This window comes from Salmonella sp. A7 (assembly GCF_020181675.1).
In the GTDB taxonomy this organism is placed as follows: domain Bacteria; phylum Pseudomonadota; class Gammaproteobacteria; order Enterobacterales; family Enterobacteriaceae; genus Salmonella; species Salmonella enterica.
In genome coordinates this window covers 951,499-973,815 of the sequence record NZ_CP084001.1, presented here as the reverse complement: position 1 = coordinate 973,815, position 22,317 = coordinate 951,499, and the positions used below count along the sequence as shown (strand labels likewise).

Below are 22,317 nucleotides of genomic sequence, written 5' to 3'. Positions count from 1 at the left end.
CTCTGTGAATGCCAGGTGTTTTTCGTCCATAAAGCAACCAGCTTTTGATGTTGAATCGAACATATCAAAATCAGGCAATTACACAATTTTAATTACAGTCTCATTTTGAGTTCGGAAGCATCCGTTTCCCTCTTAATTTTGTTGGGATTTCTCTTTGTTGCGAGCATGGTCTGAACTAATTGCCTGGTTACTTGCCTTGTTTCGTCAATATTTGGAAAATCGAACACATTTCCAACTTTTACTTTCAAGACAGAACTTGGCTTCCTACCCTCACTGACATTACGATCTGACGAGGCTACTCTTCGCTGGATTACGTAGGTTTTTTTCGTCAAACTGGCTTTTACCCCGAAACCAGCAGGAGCTTCTCTGTGGTCATCGAAAACAATGTAGAGTTTTTGAGCTGGGTTAGCTTCGAAAACGATTTTTCCAGAGCGACTGAGCGCAGACTTAACATTGATACTTAACTTGTTGATAATGAAAGGCTGGCTGAGAGTTGTTTTCAAAGTATCACCCCTGTTGTAGTCCAGGAATGATGAGAATGTAACCTGTCACATTTTAGGCTACAGGTGAGCTACAAATTTATGGGTTTATGTGAGTTTATAAGGGTTTTCCCCGGGGCCACATGAGCACTTGAAAGAATAAAAAACGAGTAAAATCAATATGAATGAGTCATTTGATAAGGACTTCTCCAACCACACACCGATGATGCAGCAGTATCTCAAGCTGAAAGCCCAGCATCCGGAGATCCTGCTCTTTTATCGTATGGGAGACTTTTACGAGCTGTTTTATGACGACGCAAAGCGTGCGTCGCAGTTGCTCGATATTTCGCTGACCAAACGCGGCGCATCGGCTGGCGAACCTATCCCTATGGCGGGTATCCCGCACCACGCCGTAGAAAACTACCTCGCGAAACTGGTCAATCAGGGCGAATCCGTCGCTATTTGCGAACAGATTGGCGATCCGGCCACCAGCAAAGGTCCCGTTGAACGTAAGGTCGTGCGTATCGTTACGCCTGGCACTATCAGTGATGAAGCCCTGCTACAGGAGCGTCAGGATAACCTGCTGGCGGCTATCTGGCAGGATGGTAAAGGCTACGGTTACGCCACGCTGGATATCAGCTCCGGGCGCTTTCGTCTGAGCGAACCCGCCGACCGTGAAACGATGGCCGCAGAGTTGCAGCGCACCAATCCCGCCGAACTGTTGTATGCCGAAGATTTTGCTGAAATGGCGTTAATAGAGGGACGCCGGGGTCTGCGCCGTCGCCCGCTGTGGGAGTTTGAGATTGATACCGCCCGCCAGCAGCTAAATCTGCAATTCGGTACGCGGGATCTGGTCGGTTTCGGCGTCGAAAATGCCTCGCGTGGATTATGTGCGGCAGGCTGCCTGTTACAGTACGTAAAAGATACCCAGCGCACCTCCCTGCCGCATATTCGTTCCATTACGATGGAACGCCAGCAGGACAGCATCATTATGGATGCCGCCACCCGCCGCAATCTGGAAATTACCCAGAACCTGGCCGGCGGCGTCGAAAATACCCTCGCCGCGGTGCTTGACTGTACCGTGACGCCAATGGGTAGCCGAATGCTTAAACGCTGGCTGCATATGCCGGTACGAAATACCGACATATTGCGTGAACGCCAGCAGACCATCGGCGCCTTGCAGGACACCGTCAGCGAACTGCAACCGGTGCTGCGTCAGGTCGGCGATCTGGAGCGTATCCTTGCGCGTCTGGCGCTGCGCACCGCGCGTCCGCGCGATCTCGCCCGAATGCGTCACGCCTTCCAGCAGCTGCCGGAGTTGCACGCTCAGCTTGAAACCGTTGACAGCGCGCCGGTACAGGCGTTGCGTAAAAAAATGGGCGATTTCGCCGAGCTGCGCGACCTCCTGGAACGCGCCATTATTGACGCGCCGCCGGTACTGGTCCGCGACGGCGGCGTTATTGCGCCCGGCTACCATGAAGAGCTGGACGAATGGCGCGCGCTGGCGGACGGCGCCACCGATTATCTCGATCGTCTGGAAATTCGCGAGCGCGAGCGTACCGGGCTGGATACGCTGAAAGTCGGCTATAACGCGGTACATGGTTATTACATTCAGATTAGCCGTGGTCAAAGCCATCTGGCGCCCATCAATTATGTGCGTCGCCAGACGCTGAAAAATGCCGAACGCTACATTATTCCTGAGCTTAAAGAGTACGAAGATAAAGTTCTGACCTCGAAAGGCAAAGCGCTGGCGCTGGAAAAACAGCTATATGACGAATTGTTTGATCTGCTGTTGCCGCATCTGGCCGATTTACAGCAGAGCGCCAACGCGCTGGCGGAACTGGATGTGCTGGTTAACCTGGCCGAACGCGCCTGGACGCTGAATTACACCTGCCCGACATTTACCGATAAACCCGGTATCCGTATTACCGAAGGTCGCCACCCGGTGGTTGAACAGGTACTGAATGAGCCGTTTATCGCTAACCCGCTCAATCTGTCGCCGCAGCGCCGGATGTTGATCATTACCGGCCCCAATATGGGCGGTAAAAGTACCTATATGCGACAAACGGCATTGATCGCCCTGCTGGCCTATATCGGCAGTTACGTTCCGGCGCAAAACGTGGAAATCGGCCCCATCGACCGTATTTTTACCCGCGTCGGCGCAGCGGACGACCTGGCTTCCGGGCGTTCGACCTTTATGGTGGAGATGACCGAAACCGCGAACATTCTGCATAATGCCACGGAAAACAGTCTGGTATTGATGGATGAAATCGGGCGCGGTACCTCCACGTATGACGGGCTGTCGTTGGCCTGGGCCTGCGCGGAGAATCTCGCGAATAAGATTAAAGCGTTAACGCTGTTCGCTACCCACTACTTCGAGCTGACCCAATTACCGGAGAAAATGGAAGGCGTGGCGAACGTCCACCTGGATGCGCTGGAACACGGCGATACTATCGCGTTTATGCACAGCGTGCAGGACGGCGCGGCAAGTAAGAGCTATGGCCTGGCGGTCGCGGCGCTTGCGGGCGTCCCTAAAGAAGTCATCAAACGCGCGCGCCAAAAACTCCGCGAGCTGGAAAGCATCTCGCCCAATGCGGCGGCAACGCAGGTGGACGGCACGCAAATGTCGTTGCTTGCGGCCCCGGAGGAGACATCGCCTGCCGTTGAAGCGCTGGAGAATCTCGATCCGGACTCCCTGACGCCACGCCAGGCGCTGGAGTGGATCTATCGGCTGAAAAGTCTGGTGTAAACGTGTCGGGCCCGATAGCGGCGCGTTATCGGGCCCACGCGCCGGAACAGGCTTTTCAGGCTGTGACTGTCGTTTCATGTAAATGACGCCAGACTATCCGTCCTCTTTCCCTTTTTAAAATGACCGTCGACCAGCGTACCGTCTCAGCCTGGCCCGGCAGTTGCTGTCGCTCACGATAACGCAGCGCGGCGCCTTCCGGCCACTCCGCCACAAGGTCAATATGCTCAACCACGATAACCAGCCCCGGGCGACACCCGCGCTGCGCCTGGAAAAAAGCGCCGAGCGCCGGATAATCCAGACAAACACCGCCTGGCGTTATCATCGTAAAATCAGCAGCGAAACGCGCTATCAACGCCTCCAGGCTACCCATCCCCTTACTAAGCCAGCTCTCAATCGCCGCATGGGCGTGAATAATTTCATCTTTATATGGATTCATGATCTTTCCTTTTTCAGGCACAGAAGTGCCTGTCTATTGTTTAGACAGACAGCGTAAATAAGGGGCAGCAGGGTGATACCGGCGGCGGCAATAAAGGTCCAGCGATAAGCAACCTCAAGCGACATAACGCGCTGGAGCGCATTTAACAGCAGCGTCAACAGCGTCGCGCCAAGGAAAAAGCTGATCTGACGATTAAGATTCCATAGCGCGCTGGCGTCAGGCATGTCCCGGCGAGCAATAGTCAGGAAAGCGCCACTCTGCGCGGTACTGCTGCACAAACTGCCGCCAGCGCCCATTAAGGCGAATATCATCATCAGTACACGGTGCGATGTCGCAGGCGTAACGTTAGTTAAAAGCAGTATCCCTGCGGCCTGAAGAAGACAGCCGACGATAATCAGCGGACGCGGCCCAAGCCGATTGAAGTAACGTGCGGTAAGCATAATGGCGACAAATGAAGCGATCGACCAGGGGAGCATCAGCGACCCCGCCGCCGCAGGCGATAACTGCGCGACGTTCTGTAGATAAAACATCCCGACCACGCTGATACCAATGAACATACCCGGCACACACAGATAGACGATCATGGCAAAACGCAGCAGCTTGTCCATCAACAACGGCAGATGGAGCAATCTTGCTGACGCCATTGTCGTCGGCGCGGCGTTCAGCCAACGATAAGCGAGCAATAAAGTGAGAACGGCCACCGGCAGCGTGGCAAAGAATATCCAGCGCCAGCCCCACGTTTCCACCAGCAGCCCGCCAATCGCAGGCGAACATGCCGGCGCCAGTAGCGCCACCATCATGACAACCGATGACACGCCAGCGCGTTCATGCGGTTTAAACTGTTGCCAGGTTAACGCCTGACCAACCGGGATCAATAAGCCACCGCCCGCCCCCTGCACAATACGCCAGAAAACAAGGCTGTGTAAGGAATCGGCAAAACCTGCGGCAGCGGCGGCAACGCTAAACAGGATGAGCGAAAATATGATCAGCCGTCGAGCGCCAAGATAACGCGCAAGAAACGCGCTAAACGGAATGATCAGCGTTAATCCTGCGATATAACCGTTACTCACCCATGCCAGCGCCGATATGGACGTATGCAGATCCACGGACATCGCAGGAAAAGCCACGCTGGCAATAAACAGATTAATCAGATCAAGAAAGAAGCCGAGCAGGTAAACCACTGCCACTTTACTGCGATACGTCATTATGCATCCTCCGTCAGAGGCGCTAATGTAGCCGTCCGGAGAAAGCCAGATAAGTCCGCGCTTCAACGATATACTGTCAAAATAATTTTGACAGTAAAGGAGCTCGCCATGCTCAATTTGCAGCGTATGTCGCTGTTTATCGCCGTGGTAGATAGCGGCAGCTTCACGGCGGCGGCGGCCGCATCGGGCCAAACAAAAGCGGTAGTGAGTTTTAATATTCGGCAGCTTGAAAAAGAGCTTGGCGTAACGTTACTGCTACGTTCCACCCGACGACTGACGCTCACAGACGCCGGCGTCCTCTTTTACCAAAAAGGCGTGAATTTACTCAATGCAGCGAAAAATTTGCAGGATGAAGTGCGTGCCAGCCATAGTGGGCTGGGCGGCGAGTTACGTATTACCACTACGCCCGAGTTTGGCGAACAGGTGGTCATTCCGGTACTGGCGCAGTTTAGTCAGCGCCATCCCGATCTCCGTATTCGGCATATGTCCTCATCACATCATGCCGATTTAATTGCCGAGCGCTTTGATGTGGCGATTCGGCTTGGCTCGCTGGCGGACTCCCGCTATCGCGCCGCGCTGATATCCCGCTTTACCATTCTGCCGGTCGCCGCGCCGCAGTGGCTCGCCCGCCACCCCGTGTCGTCACTGGAGTCGTTGGCCCATGCGGAATGGATTATTCATGAGCGATTACCTACGCCGCTACGGTGGACAGTAACGAATAATCATGGCCAACACTCACGCCTGGAGATAAGCAAAGCCGGCAAAATTTCTGTCGACAGCGCGCGCTCGCTGATGGCCTTCGCTCTCGCGGGAAGCGGCGTCGCATTACTGCCGCAATGGTTAGTCAACACCGCACTGGAGGATGGAACGTTAATTCACGTGTTACCCGACTATCATTTTCCCCGTCAGGGCATTTATGCCGTTTACCCCGACGCCCGCCATGTATCGACAAAAGTACGCGCATTTATTGATTTTTTACGTTCGCAATGGGATTGCGGGGAGCACGCCCCATCATCGTAGCCAGTCCGGGAGCATTGCGCTCCCGGACGGATAATACCGTCTTAATCCTTAACTACCAGCTTGTCTTTGATCCCCTGCGCCTGCCAACGCACCCACAGCATAATTGCCGCCAGAACGACGATCGGCAGTAACGGATCGAGCCAACTGCCGCCGGAACCAAACAGCAGGTTAATCAGCGCCACGCCGGTGCCGCCAATCGCCCAGGCAATGGTCGTCGGTACAGACCAAACCACCATCTGCTGTTTGACATCAGAGACGCCCATCATGCGGTTAACCACCCAGAACAGGCTATCGTTGAAGTAGCCGAAGAACAGCGACCCCATCGTTGCGGCCTGAGCGGCAAGCAACATATTGATGCCGGGGATCTGCGCCAGGATCGGCGCGGAAATCGAGGCGGCAGTGATCATCGCCACCGTCCCCGATCCCTGAATCAGGCGTACCAGCGTCGCCACGATAAACGGGATCAGGATCGGCGAGATCGGCAGGTTGGCAACCTGCTCCGCCAGCTGTTGCCCCGCGCCGCTGTCGCGCAGGATCGCGCCCAACGCGCCGCCAGCGCCCGTGACCAGTAAGATAATCCCGGCGCTTTGCAAGCCCTCTTCCAGACGCTCTGCGGTGGTATGTTTATCCATGCGCGGCACCAGCGTATACACCGCCAGCAGAACGCTGATGGCCAACGCGATCACTGGACTTCCCACAAAGTTGATTGCCTGTACCACCGGATGCGTCGCCAGGCCGGACCATCCTTCTACAGTGGCGAGGGTGGAACAGATAGCCTTCAGGAAGATCAGCACGATCGGCACCACAATAGGCAGCAGAGAGAGCGTCAGGCTCGGCAGATCCTTTTGCTCTTTCTCTTTATTGTACTGCTCCAGCGCGGCATTGACTTCATCGGCGTTCAGCGTGCGCGGCACGAAATCAGGGTAGCGTTTATCCAGCCACTGCGCATAGAACACAATGCCGATCACACAGGGCACCGCCAGCGCCATCCCGGTCAATAACATTGCGCCGATGTCGACGTTAAAAATCCCGGCTACCCCCAGCGGGCCTGGCGTGGGAGGTACCGTATGGTGAGTGACCACCAGCCCGCCCGCCAGCGCGACGCCCAGCGTCAGTAGCGAACGTTTACCGCTTTTCGCCAGCGCTTTCGCCACCGGATAAAGAATGACAAAAGCGGAATCGACGAAAATGGGAATGCTGACAATATAACCCGTGATCGCCAGCGCCCACTCTTCACGGCGTTTCCCCAGCCATTTGATAAAGCTCCAGGCGATACGCTCCGCCGCGCCGGAAACCTCCAGCAAGCGCCCCATCATTACGCCGAGACCAATCACCAGGCCAATGCTGCCCAGCGTCGTACCGAATCCGCTGGTGATGACAGAGAGCGTTTTATCAATGCCCATTCCCCCCAACAGACCGGCGATACAGGCCGCCGCCAGCATCGCGATCAGCGCATGAACACGGGTGCGTAACACCAGCCATACCAGAACGAAAACGGCAACGATCAGGCCGATAATTGGGGTCGGTAAACTTGTCATGACCTCCCCTCCATATCATCTTGTCGAAAGCGTTCGATAATGTCATCGAAGCGTTTATCGGCGACAAAACCTAACGCCAGCGCACGCTGGTTATCGATACGTCCCGGCCAGGAGGCGACAATTTTCTCGACGCCTTCGTCGCGCTGATGCGTAACCCGATCGCGCGCCGCCTGACCGCCCGCCTGACGCAACGTTTCCAGCATCTCGCCCACGGTTACGCTGATCCCCGGTAAGTTGATGCTGCTCGCCTCGCCAGGCGCGGGTAACGTTGCGGCCAGCGACAGGTTATGGATCACCGTCGCCGGGCTGGAAATCCACAGCCGCAAACTTTCCGACACCGGGCAGATGGTCGTCTCGCCCTGCAACGGTTCACGAATAATCGCACTGACAAAAGAAGAAGCGGCGCGGTTTGGTTTACCCGGGCGAACACAGATCGTCGGCAAACGCAGCGCCAGCCCATCCACATAGCCTTTGCGGGTATAGTCGTTGACCAACAGTTCACAGGCAGCCTTCTGCGCGCCATAAGACGAGCGCGGCGTGAGCGCGGTGGTATCGGTGACGCATTCCGGCAGCGTACCGCCATAAACGGCAAGCGAGCTGGAGAAGACAAAACGAATTTTCTGCGGTTGCCGACGACACGCCTCAAGTAACTGGCGGGTAAGATCCAGGTTAACTTTCCATCCCAGATCGAAATCGTCTTCCGCATGGCTGCTGACAATCGCAGCGAGATGATAAACAACAGAGGTATTAGCGGTAATCACATTCTCCAGCACGCCCGGCTGGGTTAAGTCAGCCTCCAGACAGCGTAAACGTGGGGAGTCTGATAACCGCGCAGGCATTTTTAAATCAACAAGAAGCAGTTCGTTAAACGCCAGCGATGAGTTTAATAAGGCGCTTGCGAGTTTCTGGCCTAAAAAGCCGCCCCCGCCAGTAATGATAATCTGCATCCGGATGTCCTCTTTATTGTTGTGTAGGGTAGTTCAGGGTTAGCGCCAGGCGTTAAACCAGCCAAGCCCGTCCTGCGTGGTATTCCGTGGTTGGTATTCGCAGCCTATCCAGCCGCGATAACCTACGTCATCGAACAGCCGGAACAGCCACGGGTAGTTGATCTCACCATCATCCGGTTCATGTCTGTCCGGTAGCGAGGCGATTTGTACATGGGCATAGCGGCCCGCGTACTCGCGAATCAGGTGACTCAAATTGCCATCCACTTTTTGCGCGTGGAAAGTGTCGAGCTGGATGAACACATTCGGACGGTCAACCTCTTCTGCGATGCCCAGCGCCTGATATTGGCTGGAAAAGAGGTAGCCGGGTTTAACGCCAGGACTCAGCGCTTCGATCAAAATACGTTTATCGTGGGCGGCAAACCGGTCGGCGGCATAACGCAAATTATCGATAAACGTGGCGCGATAACGTGCGCCATCAGCGCCATCCGGCACTACACCCGCCATGATGTGAACCTGCTCGCATTCCAGCGCCAGAGCGTATTCCAGAGCCAGATCGATATCGGCGCGCGCGTCGTGTTCGCGCCCCGGTAGCGCGGCACGTCCCCACTCGCCCGCCGCGGTATCACCCGCCGAAGTATTAAACAGCGCCAGCGTCAGATCATGACGCGATAGCTGGGCTTTAATCTCGCTGGCGGCAAAGCCGTAGGGGAACAGAAACTCAACGGCCTGAAAACCGGCTTCGGCAGCAGCGGCAAAACGCTCGATAAACGGCACTTCGGTAAACATCATCGACAAATTGGCGGCAAAACGCGGCATCGGGTTATCTCCTTAACTGCGCAATTTCTTCGGTGGTTAAATAACGAATCGGGCGTTCGCCAAGGATAAAAATCAGCTTTGCCGTCTCTTCCAGCTCCTCGGTATTATTAGCGGCTTCCTGCAAATTCTCCCCGCACACGACCGGCCCATGATTAGCCAGTAAAAAGGCCTGATGCCGGGCCGCCAGCGCAGCCAAATCGCGAGCAATTCGGTCATCCCCCGGGCGATAGTAGGGAACCAGCGGAATGTCTCCCATCCGCATCACCACATAGGGGGTAAACGGGCGAATCACATTTTGCGGGTCCAGCCCTTCGAGACAGGAAAGCGCCGTTGACCAGGTGCTGTGCAGATGTACCACGGCCTTGCAGCAAGGATTATTGCGATACAACGCCAGATGAAAACGCACCTCTTTAGACGGTTTATCGCCGCTGAGCCATTCGCCCTGCGGGTCCACTTTGGATAGCCGCTGCGGGTCGAGATTACCCAGACACGAACCGGTGGGCGTCGCCAGAATATTGCCGTCCGGCAGTAACAGCGAGAGGTTGCCTGCCGAGCCGGTGGCATAGCCGCGCTGGAAAAACGAGGCGGCTATCCTGACCATCTCTTCTCGCAAAGCGTGCTCTTCTTTTGCCAGTATCGTCATACCTGAAACTCCCTTTGAGCGCGGATGAAAAAGGATTCATCGCCAAAATTACCTGACTTTAGCGCCAGCGAGACTGGCGCATGGAGCGCGTTGACCCACGGCACGCCGGGTGAAATGCACGGTCCGATGTGAAAACCGGTAATACCGAGGCTTTGCGTCACCACGCCCGAGGTTTCGCCGCCCGCCACGATAAACCGGGTGATACCGCCTTCCGCTAAGCGAGCGGCCAGCAGGGAAAAGAGCGCCTCTACCGCATGGCTGGCTTCAGTAGCGCCATATTGCTGCTGGATGGCGGCCAGCGCCTGCGTGGAGGCGGTGGCGCTAATCATTGGCGCCAGTTCGCTGTCCTGACTGAGCACCCACTGCGCCAGCGCTTCAGCGTAGGCCTCGCGCGTCTCGGATGACAGGCAGCGCGCCACATCAACGTCGCGTGTGGGAGCATGTTGTCGATAGAAGGCCACCTGCTGATTCGTCATTTGCGAACAGGAACCGGAAAGCACCACCGCGCGACCGCTCAGCGGATAGCCTGCGGAACGGGCCTGAGAAACGCCGTGCTTCGCCCACTGACGCGCCAGCCCCATTGCCATCCCGGAACCGCCGGTCACCAGCAGGGCATCACGCAAAACCTCGCCCTGAATTTCCAGGTGCCGCTCATTGAGCGCGTCAAGTACCGCGTAGCGATATCCTTCCTGCTGTAAACGCGACAGCGCCGCACGGGTCGCGGCAACGCCTTCATCAAGCGTCTGAGCCGGAATAACGCCGCAGCGCCCTTGCGCCTGCGCTTCCATCAGACGCGGCAGGTAGCTGTCGGTCATCGGATTGATAGGGTGGTGGCGCATACCGGACTCCGCCAGCAAGTGGTTCATGACAAACAGATAGCCCTGATAAACCGTGCGTCCGTTAACCGGCAGCGCGGGAGAAATCACGGTAAATAAGGTATCCAGCGCCACCATCAGCGCATCGGTGACCGGGCCGATATTGCCTTCGGCGGTACTATCGAAAGTCGAGCAATATTTGAAATAGACTTGCTGGCAGCCCTGTTTTTTCAGCCATACCAGCGCCGCCAGCGATTGTTTTATCGCCTCTTGCGCCGGGCATGAGCGGGTTTTCAGGCTGATAACCACCGCGTCGCATCCTTCCGGTTGCGTCCCGGTTGGGACATCATTGATCTGCACTGTCGGCATCCCGTTTTCGACCAGAAAACTGGCGATGTCGGTCGCGCCGGTAAAATCATCGGCAATGACGCCAATTTTTAACATGACGGCTCCTCAGGCGTGACGCCAGGCAGAGTAATCCCCGAGAAAATTTTGATCACAGCGCTGTCATCCTCTTTGCCATAACCGGCGTTACTGGCGCTGGTGAACATATTTAACGCCGTAGAGGCCAGCGGTAAGGGGAAGCGCAGCGCTTTCGCCGTGTCGGCAACCAGCCCCAAATCTTTGACAAAAATGTCGACGGCCGAACGCGGGGTATAGTCGCCGTCAACGACATGCTGCATACGGTTTTCGAACATCCAGGAGTTGCCGGCGGCATGGGTCACGACGTCATACATCACGTCCAGAGGAATACCGGCCCGCGCGGCCAGCGCCATCGCTTCGGCCGCCGCCGCAATATGCACGCCAGCCAGCAGTTGATGAATGATTTTGACGGTTGAACCTGCGCCCGGCGTATCGCTGATGCGATAAACGTTGCTGGCAACGGCCTCCAGCACAGGCTTCAGGCGGGTAAACGCCGCCTCGCTCCCGGAGGCCATCACCGTCATTTCGCCCTGCGCCGCTTTTACCGCGCCGCCGGAAACCGGCGCATCCAGCATGTTAAGATTCAATGCCGTCAACGCCGCGGCGATCTCTTGCGCGTCGGCGCTTGAGATCGTGGACGAAACCATCACCGCGCTTCCGGGTTTCATCAGATGGGCGGCGCCATCCTCACCGAATAACACCTGTCTGACCTGGGCGGCATTGACGACCAGAATGACTAACGCATCCACGACGCCGGCGAACTCCCTGGCGCTGGCGGCAGCCCCACAAGCCCCTTCAGCAAGAAGATTCGCGCACGCTTGCGGGTTAAGATCGGCCCCCCATGTGGAAAGCCCGGCGCGCAGGCATGAACGCGCAGCGCCCATTCCCATTGAGCCAAGCCCCACAATGCCGACATGAAAATCAGTTCCTGTTGTCATTATCACTCCATGTTAATTTACGTGATATTATGTTTTGTTATGTGAATATAGGCGTTTTTGTAAACAATTGCGGTGAGTTGTTTCACAAAAAATAACAAAATGTGTTATTTTTTGTGAAGGCAATCCTCATAGAACTTCACACGCTGTGACGAGAAATCGCGTAAAATCGCGACAGGACTAAAGAAAGGAGCAGACGTTGATACCTACTGAGCGTCGACAAATCATTCTTGATATGGTGGCGGAGAAAGGCATCGTCAGTATCGCTGAGCTGACCGAGCGCATGCATGTATCCCACATGACTATCCGCCGTGATTTACAAAAACTGGAGCAGCAAGGCGCGGTAATCCAGGTCTCTGGCGGCGTGCAATCATCGACTCGCGTGGCGCACGAGCCCTCGCATCAGATCAAAACCGAACTGGCGACGCCGCAGAAAGCGGCGATTGGCAAACTGGCCGCCAGCCTGGTACAGCCAGAAAGCTGTATCTACCTTGATGCAGGTACTACCACGCTGGCGATTGCCAGGCAGCTGGTTACGATGAATAAACTTACGGTGGTGACGAATGATTTCGTTATCGCCGATTACCTGATGGACAATAGCGATTGCACAATTATTCACACTGGCGGGGCGGTATGCCGGGAAAACCGGTCGTGCGTCGGTGAAGCCGCGGCGACGCTCTTGCGCGGGTTGATGATTGACCAGGCCTTTATTTCCGCCTCTTCCTGGAGCGTGCGCGGTATTTCAACGCCGGCAGAAGATAAAGTCACGGTGAAACGGGCCGTCGCCAGCGCCAGCCGCCAAAAAATTCTGGTGTGCGACGCGACCAAATACGGCCAGGTCGCTACATGGCTGGCGTTACCGCTGGCGGAATTCAACCAAATCGTCACCGATGACGGCCTGCCGGAAAGCGCAATTCGGGCGCTGGCCAAAGTGGATATCTCACTGCTGATGGCCAAACAATAGCGAAGCGGCGCAAGCCGCTTACGTCATCATCTTGCGTACCAGTTGCGTAAACTGTTCGCGTTCTTCAGCGCTCAGTCGCCCCAAAAATTCATCGTCAACGCGATCCCCCAGTGGTATCGCGGCGGCGAGCAACGTTTGGCCCTGAACGGTGAGATAGACAAAACGCCGGCGTTTATCCAGCGGATCGTTTTCTCGCTTTACCAGCCCACGATTTTCCATCCGGCTTAACATCTCCGCCAGCGTCGCTTTAGTGCTAACCGCCGCTTCGGTCAGATCGACCTGTTCAATACCCGGATGTTCAGCAATAACGCGCATCACCGCATATTGAGGTTTGGTGAGCTCCGGTAGTTCATGCTGCCAGCGTGCGGTATGTTGCTGAAAAAGTTGGCGTAACAGATGAAACGCGGTGTTTCGTAACTCCATGAGCGCTCCGGATAAATTAACTTTTTCTATCATAACGACTTATGCACGGTTTTTTAATGACGAATGCTTTAGCTAAACGTGCGCAGGCGTCGGGAGCGATCTTGTCGTAAAGGCCGTGTGGGCGTATTTTGATCAAAATGTTCGTATACGAACGATATTTGAGGTAAGAAATGAGATTGATTGTGGGGATGACCGGTGCGACCGGCGCGCCGCTTGGCGTCGAGCTACTCCAGGCATTGCGGGCGATACCTGATGTTGAAACGCATCTGGTGATGTCAAAGTGGGCGAAAACCACTATTGAACTGGAGACGCCCTACACGCCCGCTGAGGTAGCCGCCCTGGCAGATTATTGTCATAGCCCGGCCGATCAGGCGGCGACCATTTCCTCCGGCTCATTTCGTACCGACGGCATGATTATTATCCCCTGCAGTATGAAAACACTGGCGGGAGTTCGCGCCGGCTATGCCGAGGGGCTGGTGGGACGCGCTGCCGATGTCGTGTTGAAAGAGGGTCGCAAGCTGGTGCTTGTACCGCGGGAAATGCCGCTCAGCACGATTCATCTGGAAAACATGCTTGCGCTTTCTCGTATGGGGGTGGCGATAGTGCCGCCCATGCCCGCGTTCTACAACCTGCCGCAAACCGTTGACGATATTATCCAGCACATCGTAGCGCGCGTTCTCGACCAGTTTGGTCTGGAGCATACGCGCGCGCGTCGCTGGCAAGGACTGCGACAGGCAGCAAATTTTTCACAGGAGAATGGATAATGGCATTTGATGATTTGCGCAGTTTTTTACATGCGCTGGATCAGCAGGGACAACTGCTGAAAATCAGCGAGGAAGTGAATGCGGAGCCGGATCTCGCCGCCGCTGCCAACGCAACGGGACGAATCGGCGATGGCGCGCCCGCGCTGTGGTTTGACAATATTCGTGGTTTTACCGACGCCCGCGTGGCGATGAATACCATCGGTTCCTGGCAGAACCATGCCATCTCACTGGGTTTGCCGCCTAACACGCCGGTTAAAAAACAGATCGATGAATTTATTCGCCGCTGGGACAATTTTCCGGTAGCACCGGAACGACGGGCGAATCCGGGCTGGGCGGAAAATACCGTCGACGGCGACGCAATCAACCTGTTTGATATCCTGCCGCTGTTTCGTCTGAACGACGGCGACGGCGGATTCTATCTGGATAAAGCCTGTGTGGTATCACGCGATCCGCTCGATCCCGATAACTTCGGCAAGCAGAATGTCGGTATCTACCGTATGGAAGTTAAAGGCAAGCGTAAGCTGGGTCTGCAACCAGTGCCGATGCATGATATCGCATTGCACCTGCACAAAGCTGAAGAGCGTGGCGAAGATCTGCCGATTGCGATCACGTTGGGTAACGATCCGATCATTACCCTGATGGGCGCAACGCCGCTGAAATACGATCAGTCAGAGTATGAAATGGCAGGCGCGCTGCGTGAAAGCCCCTATCCTATCGCCACCGCGCCGCTGACCGGTTTTGATGTGCCGTGGGGATCTGAAGTCATTCTTGAAGGGGTCATCGAAAGCCGTAAACGTGAAATTGAAGGACCGTTCGGCGAATTTACCGGCCACTATTCCGGCGGTCGCAACATGACCGTGGTGCGTATCGATAAGGTCTCTTACCGCAGCAAACCCATTTTTGAATCGCTCTATTTGGGGATGCCGTGGACGGAAATCGACTACCTGATGGGGCCGGCGACCTGCGTGCCACTGTATCAACAGTTGAAAGCCGAATTTCCGGAAGTGCAGGCGGTAAACGCCATGTACACCCACGGCCTGCTGGCCATCATCTCAACCAAAAAACGCTACGGCGGCTTTGCCCGTGCGGTGGGCCTGCGAGCGATGACGACGCCGCACGGTCTGGGATATGTGAAGATGGTGATCATGGTCGATGAAGATGTCGATCCATTCAATCTGCCACAGGTGATGTGGGCGTTGTCGTCGAAAGTGAATCCGGCAGGCGATCTGGTACAGCTACCGAATATGTCCGTCCTGGAACTGGATCCGGGCTCAAGCCCGGCGGGGATTACCGACAAGCTGATCATTGACGCCACCACGCCGGTTGCGCCAGATAACCGTGGTCACTATAGCCAGCCGGTTGTTGATTTACCGGAAACTAAAGCCTGGGCTGAAAAGCTGACCGCCATGCTGGCCAACCGTAAATAAGGAGCAACCGATGATTTGTCCACGCTGTGCCGATGCACATATTGAACTCATGGCGACTTCGCCGGTAAAAGGAGTCTGGACGGTATATCAGTGTCAGCATTGTCTGTATACCTGGCGCGATACCGAACCGTTACGCCGTACCAGCCGCGAACACTATCCACAAGCGTTTCGCATGACGCAAAAAGATATTGATGACGCGCCAATGGTGCCGAGTATCCCGCCGTTGCTGGCAGAAGACAAACGGTAAAAAAAAGGCCAGTCTGTCGACTGGCCTTTTTTTGACAAGGGTACTTACTCGCGGAACAGCGCTTCGATATTCAGCCCCTGCGTCTGCAGAATTTCGCGCAGACGGCGCAGGCCTTCAACCTGAATCTGACGAACACGTTCACGCGTAAGACCGATTTCACGGCCTACATCTTCCAGTGTCGCAGCTTCATATCCCAGCAGACCGAAACGGCGCGCCAGCACTTCACGCTGTTTGGCGTTCAGTTCGAACAACCATTTGACGATGCTCTGTTTCATATCGTCATCTTGCGTGGTGTCTTCCGGACCGTTCTCTTTTTCATCGGCCAGGATGTCCAGCAACGCTTTTTCGGAATCACCGCCCAGCGGGGTGTCTACCGAGGTAATGCGCTCGTTGAGACGAAGCATACGGCTGACGTCATCAACCGGTTTATCCAGTTGCTCTGCAATTTCTTCCGCACTCGGTTCGTGGTCCAGTTTATGCGACAACTCACGTGCGGTGCGCAGGTATACGTTCAGCTCTTTAACAATGTGAATCGGCAAGCGAATCGTACGGGTTTGGTTCATAATCGCCCGTTCGATTGTCTGGCGAATCCACCAGGTTGCGTATGTTGAGAAGCGGAACCCGCGTTCCGGGTCAAACTTCTCGACTGCACGGATAAGCCCCAGGTTGCCCTCTTCAATCAGGTCCAGCAACGCCAGTCCACGATTGCCATAACGGCGGGCAATTTTTACCACCAGACGCAGGTTACTCTCAATCATGCGACGGCGAGAAGCGACATCTCCACGCAGTGCGCGACGCGCAAAATAGACTTCTTCTTCGGCTGTTAACAGTGGTGAATACCCAATCTCACCAAGGTAAAGCTGAGTCGCGTCCAACACACGCTGTGTGGCCCCTTGCGATAACAGCTCTTCTTCAGCCAGGTCGTTATCACTGGGTTCCTCTTCACTCAAGGCTTTTTCGTCAAAAGCCTCTACTCCGTTCTCATCAAATTCCGCGTCTTCATTTAAATCATGAACTTTCAGCGTATTCTGACTCATAAGGTGGCTCCTACCCGTGATCCCTTGACGGAACTAGCAAGTCAAAGCCTGGTTCCGCCGCTTTATCGCTGCGGTAAATAACGCAGCGGGTTTACGGATTTCCCCTTGTAACGAATTTCAAAATGCAAGCGTGTAGAGCTGGTGCCGGTGCTACCCATAGTAGCGATTTTTTGCCCCGCCTTAACTTCCTGTTGTTCCCGGACCAGCATCGTATCATTATGGGCGTAGGCACTCAGGTAATCATCGTTATGTTTGATGATAATAAGATTACCGTAACCACGCAGCGCGTTACCGGCATATACGACGCGCCCATCAGCGGTTGCGACGATAGCCTGTCCCTTACTGCCTGCAATGTCGATCCCTTTATTGCCCCCTTCGGAAGCGCCAAAGTTTTCGATCACTTTGCCATCCGTCGGCCAGCGCCATGCGGAAATCGGCGCGCTGGTTGACGTACTGCTTGCATTTGGTTCGGTCGTGCTTACCGTTGGTGCCGTTACAGGCGCTGTGACAACCGTCCCAGCAGGCTTGTTGTTTGGCAACATTTTGTTAGCACTTTGTTCACCTGAGCCCTCAGAATACGTAATTGTTGGTTGAGACGCAACTGCAACGGTGGAATTTTGTGCAGACCTGGTCACAACTCCTTGCTGTGCTGCATCCGCCTGGGTGATCGCATTTCCGCCAGTAATTGGCGTACCGGATGCGTTACCAACTTGCAAAGTTTGCCCTACATTCAGGCTATACGGGGCAGGAATACTGTTTCTCTGGGCCAGATCGCGGAAATCGTTCCCGGTAATCCAGGCGATGTAAAAAAGCGTATCACCCTTTTTCACGGTGTAAGTACTGCCACCCGTATAGCTACCTTTCGGAATATTCCCATACTGGCGATTGTATACGATTCGCCCATTTTCCATCTGCACGGGCTGTTCCGCGACCGGTTGAGTTTGCATGGGCTGCGTTACAGGACGCTGAACGGGTTGAATTTGCGGCGCTTGTTGCGTCGTCGCGCCCATTTTTGGCGGCGGTGTGATCAACATCCCGGAATTGGTATTTGATGACGAACCACTGTCCACAGACGTAACCGGCGCCGGAGGGTTTGACGAACTGGTACAACCTGCCAGCCATAGTGAAACCAGTGATAGTGCCGCAATGCGACTAACGGTGAATTTTGGGCTTCCCGCGCTCATTTATCCCCCAGGAAAAAATTTGGTTAACAACCAGTGACGTAAGAACCGTGCAACGCATTAAGTGAACACGGGAAAATGTGTTCACGATACGCTTAACCCACCGGGAATAACCAGGAAAACTCCAGGTATTCGTTTCGGCTTCATCAGGCGTAATAGTGGGTGTTTGCAGGGCAAACTAGGCCAGCTCTCCCTTGACTAACGGGACGAAGCGAACGGCCTCCACGGTATCGATAATAAATTCGCCGCCCCGGCGACGCACGCGTTTCAAAAACTGCTGCTCATCGCCCACGGGCAGAACAAGAATGCCGCCTTCATCCAACTGTGCCATGAGCGCGGTAGGAATTTCCGGCGGCGCGGCCGTCACAATGATAGCGTCAAACGGCGCACGCGCCTGCCAGCCTTGCCAGCCATCGCCATGACGGGTAGAAACATTATGTAAATCGAGCTGCTTCAGGCGGCGACGCGCCTGCCATTGCAGCCCCTTAATCCGCTCAACGGAGCAAACGTGATGTACCAGATGCGCCAGAATCGCCGTCTGATAGCCGGAACCGGTGCCAATTTCCAGCACCCTGGATTGCGGTGTCAGTTCGAGCAGCTCCGTCATTCGCGCCACCATATAGGGCTGCGAAATCGTCTGACCCTGGCCTATCGGCAAAGCGATATTTTCCCAGGCCTTATGTTCAAACGCTTCATCAATAAATTTCTCGCGCGGCACTGCAGCAAGCGCATTAAGCACCTGCTCATCTCTGATACCCTGCGCGCGCAATTGTTCAAGAAGAGCCTGTACACGTCCACTTACCATTGCGTGCCAACTCCCACGCTGTCTAACCAGTCTGAAACCACATCATGCGCGCTGTGCGCGGTTAAATCCACATGCAACGGCGTGACGGAGACGTAGCCTTCATCCACCGCCGCGAAATCGGTATCCGGCCCGGCATCGTATTTATCGCCCGGCGGGCCAATCCAGTACAATGTATTACCGCGCGGATCTTCCTGCGGGATCACTTTATCCGCTGGATGGCGGCTACCACAGCGAGTCACGCGGATGCCTTTAACCTGCGCTAACGGTAGATCCGGGACATTCACGTTGAGAATACGCCCGGTACGCAACGGCTCCCGGCTTAACCCTCGCAAAAGCGCGCAAGTCACGGCTGCAGCCGTATCATAATGTTGATAGCCGTTAAGGGAGACCGCTAATGCCGGAAAGCCGAGATGACGACCTTCCATCGCCGCGGCGACAGTACCGGAATAGATCACATCATCACCCAGATTCGGACCCGCGTTAATACCGGAAACGACAATATCCGGACGCGGACGCATTAAGGCATTAACGCCCAGATAGACGCAATCGGTCGGCGTCCCCATCTGTACGGCGATATCGCCATTATCAAAGGTAAAAGTACGAAGCGAAGATTCCAGCGTGAGGGAATTAGACGCGCCGCTGCGGTTACGATCCGGGGCTACGACCTGTACATCAGCAAACTCACGCAGCGCTTTCGCCAGCGTTTGTATACCGGGCGCGTGAACCCCGTCATCGTTACTCAGCAATATGCGCATAATCACCCATTGTGTTGATCAGTTCCCTTACTACGCTGGTGGCAAAACTGCCTGCGGGCAGCCAGAAACGTAACTCGACGGTAACGTCATCCCACCAGTTCCAGCTTAATTGTTGCGGATAAAGCAGCATCGCTCTGCGCGACGCCTCTACTTTTTCGCGCAGCAACAGCGATTGCAACACCGTTTCCTGAGCAATGGCATCTTGCTCAAACGCCAACGCCGCACGCTGTGTTCCCCACTCTCCGCTGCCCGGCAACGACGCTGTAATCATCAGCTCTTTTTCGTCTACCCGGCGCTGCAATTCAGGCAGTTCTTCAGATGTCGCGACGAACCAGCTTCCACGCCCCGCTAATTGTAGCGCATCGCCGTCAACAACTTGATTAAAGTCTGGTTTCTTCAGCCGCTGGTGAACAATTTGATTAAACAACGCGCTACGTGCCGCCGACAACCAAAAACTGCGTTTATTGCGATCGCGCACCGGCGCGTTACTTTGCGCCCAGCGCAGCGCGCCCTGCACGTTGCTGCCGCCAATGCCGAATCGTTGTGCGCCAAAATAGTTCGGCACGCCGCCGTCGCGAATCGCCTGCAATCGTGTTTCGACATCGCGGCGATCGCTTATTTCACGCAATACCAGCGTAAAGGCATTGCCTTTCAGCGCGCCTAAACGCAGCTTACGCTTGTGACGCGCGTATTCCAGCACTTTACAACCTTCCAGCTGAAAGGCGCTGAAATCGGGCATCTCTTTCCCCGGCACGCGCGCGCACAGCCACTGCTCGGTAACGGCGTGTTTATCTTTTTGCCCGGCAAAGCTCACTTCGCGAGCGTGAATTTTCAGGAATTTCGCCAGCGCGTCAGCGACAAAACGGGTATTGCAACCGTTTTTCAAAATACGCAGCAGAATGTGCTCGCCTTCACCATCCGGCGTAAAGCCTAAATCTTCAACCACCACAAAATCTTCCGGATTCGCTTTCAGCAATCCGCTACCTTGTGGTTTTCCGTGCAGCCAGGTGAGATTGTCAAACTCTGTCATTTCGCCGCCTTCATCAGCAACGCGACCGCTTCGCAGGCAATGCCTTCTCCGCGTCCGGTAAATCCGAGCTTTTCCGTCGTCGTCGCCTTCACGTTAACGTCATCCATATGGCAGCCGAGATCTTCGGCGATAAAGACGCGCATTTGCGGAATATGCGGCAGCATTTTCGGCGCCTGCGCAATAATGGTGACATCTACGTTGCCGAGGGTGTACCCCTTCGCCTGAATACGACGCCAGGCTTCACGCAGTAGTTCGCGGCTATCCGCTCCCTTAAATGCCGGATCGGTATCCGGGAAGAGCTTGCCGATATCGCCAAGCGCCGCCGCGCCCAGCAGCGCATCGGTCAGCGCATGTAACGCCACATCGCCATCGGAATGCGCCAATAGCCCTTTTTCATAAGGGATACGCACGCCGCCAATAATAATCGGCCCTTCTCCGCCAAACGCGTGTACGTCAAAACCGTGTCCAATTCGCATTATGCTTTCTCCTGGTGGATGGTTCGGGTCAGATAAAATTCCGCCAGCGCCAGATCTTCCGGACGGGTGACCTTGATGTTATCCGCGCGACCTTCTACCAGCGCCGGATGAAAACCACAATATTCCAGCGCTGACGCTTCGTCGGTGATGGTCGCGCCTTCATTCAGCGCACGCGTCAGACAATCGTGCAAGAGTTCGCGGGGGAAAAACTGCGGGGTGAGCGCGTGCCATAAATCGGCGCGCTCTACGGTATGGGCAATAGCGTTTTTCCCTGGTTCGCCGCGTTTCATGGTGTCGCGCACCGGACTGGCGAGGATACCGCCGACCCGGCTGTTTTCGCTAATGGTCAGCAACCGCGCAAGGTCATCCTGATGCAAACAGGGTCTTGCCGCGTCGTGCACCAGCACCCACTGCGCCTCTGCAACGGCCTGTAACCCGGCCAAAACGGAATCAGCGCGTTCGTTGCCGCCATCCACAACGGTGATTTGCGGATGATTCGCCAGCGGAAGTTGGGCAAAGCGATGATCGCCAGGGCTGATAGCAATAACAACGCGTGTCACCCGAGGATGCGCCAGCAGCGCATGAACTGAGTGCTCCAGAATGGTTTTATTACCGATTGAGAGATACTGCTTAGGACATTCTGTTTGCATTCGGCGGCCAAATCCGGCAGCCGGCACCACGGCGCAAACGTCCAATAAAGTGGCTGCCATGTTAAATCCCTGGATGGTTTATCGATGAGTTTGCCCCGCCGTTGCCGCGCGTTTTGAGGCGTCAGGCACCAGACGATAGAAGGTTTCGCCCGGTTTGGTCATGCTAAGTTCGTTGCGCGCGCGCTCCTCAATCGCTTCCTGGCCGCCATTGAGATCGTCAATTTCGGCAAAAAGCTGATCGTTACGCGCTTTAAGTTTGGCGTTTGTCGCCTGCTGCGCGACCACATCATCGTTGACGCGGCTATAGTCATGTATGCCGTTCTTACCGAACCACAGCGAGTACTGTAGCCAGACCAGTAAAGCCAGCAACAGCAGCGTTAGTTTACCCATCCTGCCCCCTGAAAAACGGCATCATCATCCCATAACGTCCTCTGTGACTCCACATTCAGGACGGGATTGCCGCGACAACGCCGGCAAATGTACCACATTTGCCGGATGTTACGTATACCCGAGTAAGGAGAACATAATCTCATTGTTGGTTACGGTTTGAAT

At 55.3% G+C, this 22,317-nt stretch carries 24 protein-coding genes and 1 pseudogene; 7 read left to right on the top strand and 18 right to left on the bottom strand.

The features are described 5' to 3' along the window. Positions 1-104: 104 nt before the first annotated feature. Positions 105-503 (bottom strand): annotated as a pseudogene (locus LCS67_RS04645) (cytoplasmic protein); the annotation flags it as partial. 157 nt (positions 504-660) lie between these two features. Between LCS67_RS04645 and mutS the strand changes: the two are divergent. Further along, positions 661-3,228, top strand: coding sequence for a DNA mismatch repair protein MutS (gene mutS, locus LCS67_RS04640; protein WP_001005807.1), 2,568 nt, complete (start codon positions 661-663; stop codon positions 3,226-3,228). A 55-nt stretch (positions 3,229-3,283) separates the two neighbouring features. Here the strand turns inward: mutS and LCS67_RS04635 are convergent, their stop codons facing one another. Both LCS67_RS04635 and LCS67_RS04630 read right to left on the bottom strand, forming a co-directional pair. Further along, positions 3,284-3,664: a DUF4440 domain-containing protein gene (locus LCS67_RS04635; protein WP_001070466.1), complete on the bottom strand. Its 381-nt coding sequence runs from the start codon at positions 3,662-3,664 to the stop codon at positions 3,284-3,286. Next, complete coding sequence (locus tag LCS67_RS04630) at positions 3,661-4,869, bottom strand: MFS transporter (protein ID WP_000222387.1); 1,209 nt, start codon at positions 4,867-4,869, stop codon at positions 3,661-3,663. The genes LCS67_RS04635 and LCS67_RS04630 overlap by 4 nt, the downstream gene beginning before the upstream one ends. An 87-nt stretch (positions 4,870-4,956) precedes the next feature. On the opposite strand from LCS67_RS04630, the gene LCS67_RS04625 reads away from it, so the two are divergent. Next, positions 4,957-5,889: a LysR family transcriptional regulator gene (locus LCS67_RS04625; RefSeq protein ID WP_000216299.1), complete on the top strand. Its 933-nt coding sequence runs from the start codon at positions 4,957-4,959 to the stop codon at positions 5,887-5,889. 41 nt (positions 5,890-5,930) lie between these two features. On the opposite strand, the gene LCS67_RS04620 is transcribed toward LCS67_RS04625, so the two are convergent. The 6 genes from LCS67_RS04620 to ltnD are packed head-to-tail and all read right to left on the bottom strand — an operon-like array spanning position 5,931 to position 12,009. Further along, the gene (locus tag LCS67_RS04620) at positions 5,931-7,427 is read right to left on the bottom strand and encodes a GntP family permease (protein ID WP_000202725.1); all 1,497 of its coding nucleotides are present in this window, start codon (positions 7,425-7,427) and stop codon (positions 5,931-5,933) included. Then, positions 7,424-8,374: a D-erythronate dehydrogenase gene (gene denD, locus LCS67_RS04615; protein WP_001165727.1), complete on the bottom strand. Its 951-nt coding sequence runs from the start codon at positions 8,372-8,374 to the stop codon at positions 7,424-7,426. Before denD ends, LCS67_RS04620 begins: the two co-directional genes overlap by 4 nt. A 39-nt stretch (positions 8,375-8,413) precedes the next feature. Then, the gene (locus tag LCS67_RS04610; RefSeq protein WP_001136899.1) at positions 8,414-9,190 is read right to left on the bottom strand and encodes an HPr family phosphocarrier protein; all 777 of its coding nucleotides are present in this window, start codon (positions 9,188-9,190) and stop codon (positions 8,414-8,416) included. A 4-nt stretch (positions 9,191-9,194) separates the two neighbouring features. Continuing rightward, positions 9,195-9,833 carry an aldolase gene (locus tag LCS67_RS04605; protein ID WP_000153636.1) on the bottom strand — a complete coding sequence of 213 codons (639 nt, stop codon included), beginning with the start codon at positions 9,831-9,833 and terminating at the stop codon, positions 9,195-9,197. Beyond that, positions 9,830-11,092 carry a 3-oxo-tetronate kinase gene (gene otnK / locus LCS67_RS04600; RefSeq protein ID WP_000912482.1) on the bottom strand — a complete coding sequence of 421 codons (1,263 nt, stop codon included), beginning with the start codon at positions 11,090-11,092 and terminating at the stop codon, positions 9,830-9,832. The genes LCS67_RS04605 and otnK overlap by 4 nt, the downstream gene beginning before the upstream one ends. Then, positions 11,086-12,009 (bottom strand): L-threonate dehydrogenase, encoded by a 924-nt coding sequence (ltnD, locus tag LCS67_RS04595; protein ID WP_031569601.1) that lies wholly within the window; start codon positions 12,007-12,009, stop codon positions 11,086-11,088. The genes otnK and ltnD overlap by 7 nt, the downstream gene beginning before the upstream one ends. 196 nt (positions 12,010-12,205) lie before the next feature. Here ltnD and ygbI point away from each other — a divergent pair, with 196 nt between their 5' ends. Next, a complete protein-coding gene (gene ygbI, locus LCS67_RS04590) occupies positions 12,206-12,970 on the top strand; it encodes a DNA-binding transcriptional repressor YgbI (protein WP_000613179.1) in 765 nt (254 codons plus the stop codon). 18 nt (positions 12,971-12,988) lie between these two features. Here the strand turns inward: ygbI and LCS67_RS04585 are convergent, their stop codons facing one another. Next, positions 12,989-13,393 (bottom strand): MarR family winged helix-turn-helix transcriptional regulator, encoded by a 405-nt coding sequence (locus LCS67_RS04585; RefSeq protein ID WP_000423338.1) that lies wholly within the window; start codon positions 13,391-13,393, stop codon positions 12,989-12,991. A gap of 170 nt (positions 13,394-13,563) precedes the next feature. On the opposite strand from LCS67_RS04585, the gene LCS67_RS04580 reads away from it, so the two are divergent. Genes LCS67_RS04580 through LCS67_RS04570 form a run of 3 tightly spaced genes read left to right on the top strand, consistent with a single transcriptional unit; the run spans position 13,564 to position 15,831 of the window. After that, positions 13,564-14,157, top strand: coding sequence for a non-oxidative hydroxyarylic acid decarboxylases subunit B (locus tag LCS67_RS04580; RefSeq protein ID WP_001237180.1), 594 nt, complete (start codon positions 13,564-13,566; stop codon positions 14,155-14,157). Then, positions 14,157-15,584 (top strand): non-oxidative hydroxyarylic acid decarboxylases subunit C, encoded by a 1,428-nt coding sequence (locus tag LCS67_RS04575; protein WP_000863168.1) that lies wholly within the window; start codon positions 14,157-14,159, stop codon positions 15,582-15,584. The genes LCS67_RS04580 and LCS67_RS04575 overlap by 1 nt, the downstream gene beginning before the upstream one ends. A 10-nt stretch (positions 15,585-15,594) precedes the next feature. Then, positions 15,595-15,831: a non-oxidative hydroxyarylic acid decarboxylases subunit D gene (locus tag LCS67_RS04570; protein WP_000562964.1), complete on the top strand. Its 237-nt coding sequence runs from the start codon at positions 15,595-15,597 to the stop codon at positions 15,829-15,831. A gap of 44 nt (positions 15,832-15,875) precedes the next feature. Here LCS67_RS04570 and rpoS read toward each other — a convergent pair whose 3' ends face one another. Both rpoS and nlpD read right to left on the bottom strand, forming a co-directional pair. Further along, positions 15,876-16,868: an RNA polymerase sigma factor RpoS gene (gene rpoS / locus LCS67_RS04565; protein ID WP_000081498.1), complete on the bottom strand. Its 993-nt coding sequence runs from the start codon at positions 16,866-16,868 to the stop codon at positions 15,876-15,878. A gap of 62 nt (positions 16,869-16,930) precedes the next feature. Continuing rightward, a complete protein-coding gene (gene nlpD / locus LCS67_RS04560) occupies positions 16,931-18,001 on the bottom strand; it encodes a murein hydrolase activator NlpD (RefSeq protein WP_223617444.1) in 1,071 nt (356 codons plus the stop codon). Between nlpD and LCS67_RS04555 the strand changes: the two genes are divergently transcribed. Then, a complete protein-coding gene (locus LCS67_RS04555) occupies positions 17,931-18,089 on the top strand; it encodes a peptidase (RefSeq protein ID WP_223148970.1) in 159 nt (52 codons plus the stop codon). The genes nlpD and LCS67_RS04555 overlap by 71 nt on opposite strands. A gap of 138 nt (positions 18,090-18,227) precedes the next feature. On the opposite strand, the gene LCS67_RS04550 is transcribed toward LCS67_RS04555, so the two are convergent. From LCS67_RS04550 to ftsB, 6 genes are read right to left on the bottom strand one after another with little or no spacing between them, the layout of a single operon-like run. Beyond that, positions 18,228-18,854 carry a protein-L-isoaspartate(D-aspartate) O-methyltransferase gene (locus LCS67_RS04550; RefSeq protein WP_000253545.1) on the bottom strand — a complete coding sequence of 209 codons (627 nt, stop codon included), beginning with the start codon at positions 18,852-18,854 and terminating at the stop codon, positions 18,228-18,230. After that, positions 18,848-19,609 (bottom strand): 5'/3'-nucleotidase SurE, encoded by a 762-nt coding sequence (gene surE, locus LCS67_RS04545; protein ID WP_001221538.1) that lies wholly within the window; start codon positions 19,607-19,609, stop codon positions 18,848-18,850. Before surE ends, LCS67_RS04550 begins: the two co-directional genes overlap by 7 nt. Then, positions 19,590-20,639, bottom strand: coding sequence for a tRNA pseudouridine(13) synthase TruD (gene truD / locus LCS67_RS04540; RefSeq protein ID WP_000134248.1), 1,050 nt, complete (start codon positions 20,637-20,639; stop codon positions 19,590-19,592). The genes surE and truD overlap by 20 nt, the downstream gene beginning before the upstream one ends. Beyond that, complete coding sequence (gene ispF, locus LCS67_RS04535; protein WP_001219244.1) at positions 20,636-21,115, bottom strand: 2-C-methyl-D-erythritol 2,4-cyclodiphosphate synthase; 480 nt, start codon at positions 21,113-21,115, stop codon at positions 20,636-20,638. The genes truD and ispF overlap by 4 nt, the downstream gene beginning before the upstream one ends. Further along, positions 21,115-21,825 (bottom strand): 2-C-methyl-D-erythritol 4-phosphate cytidylyltransferase, encoded by a 711-nt coding sequence (ispD, locus tag LCS67_RS04530; RefSeq protein ID WP_000741648.1) that lies wholly within the window; start codon positions 21,823-21,825, stop codon positions 21,115-21,117. The genes ispF and ispD overlap by 1 nt, the downstream gene beginning before the upstream one ends. 18 nt (positions 21,826-21,843) lie before the next feature. Next, on the bottom strand, positions 21,844-22,155 hold the full coding sequence (ftsB, locus tag LCS67_RS04525) for a cell division protein FtsB (RefSeq protein ID WP_000517480.1): 312 nt from the start codon (positions 22,153-22,155) through the stop codon (positions 21,844-21,846). Positions 22,156-22,317: the final 162 nt, after the last annotated feature.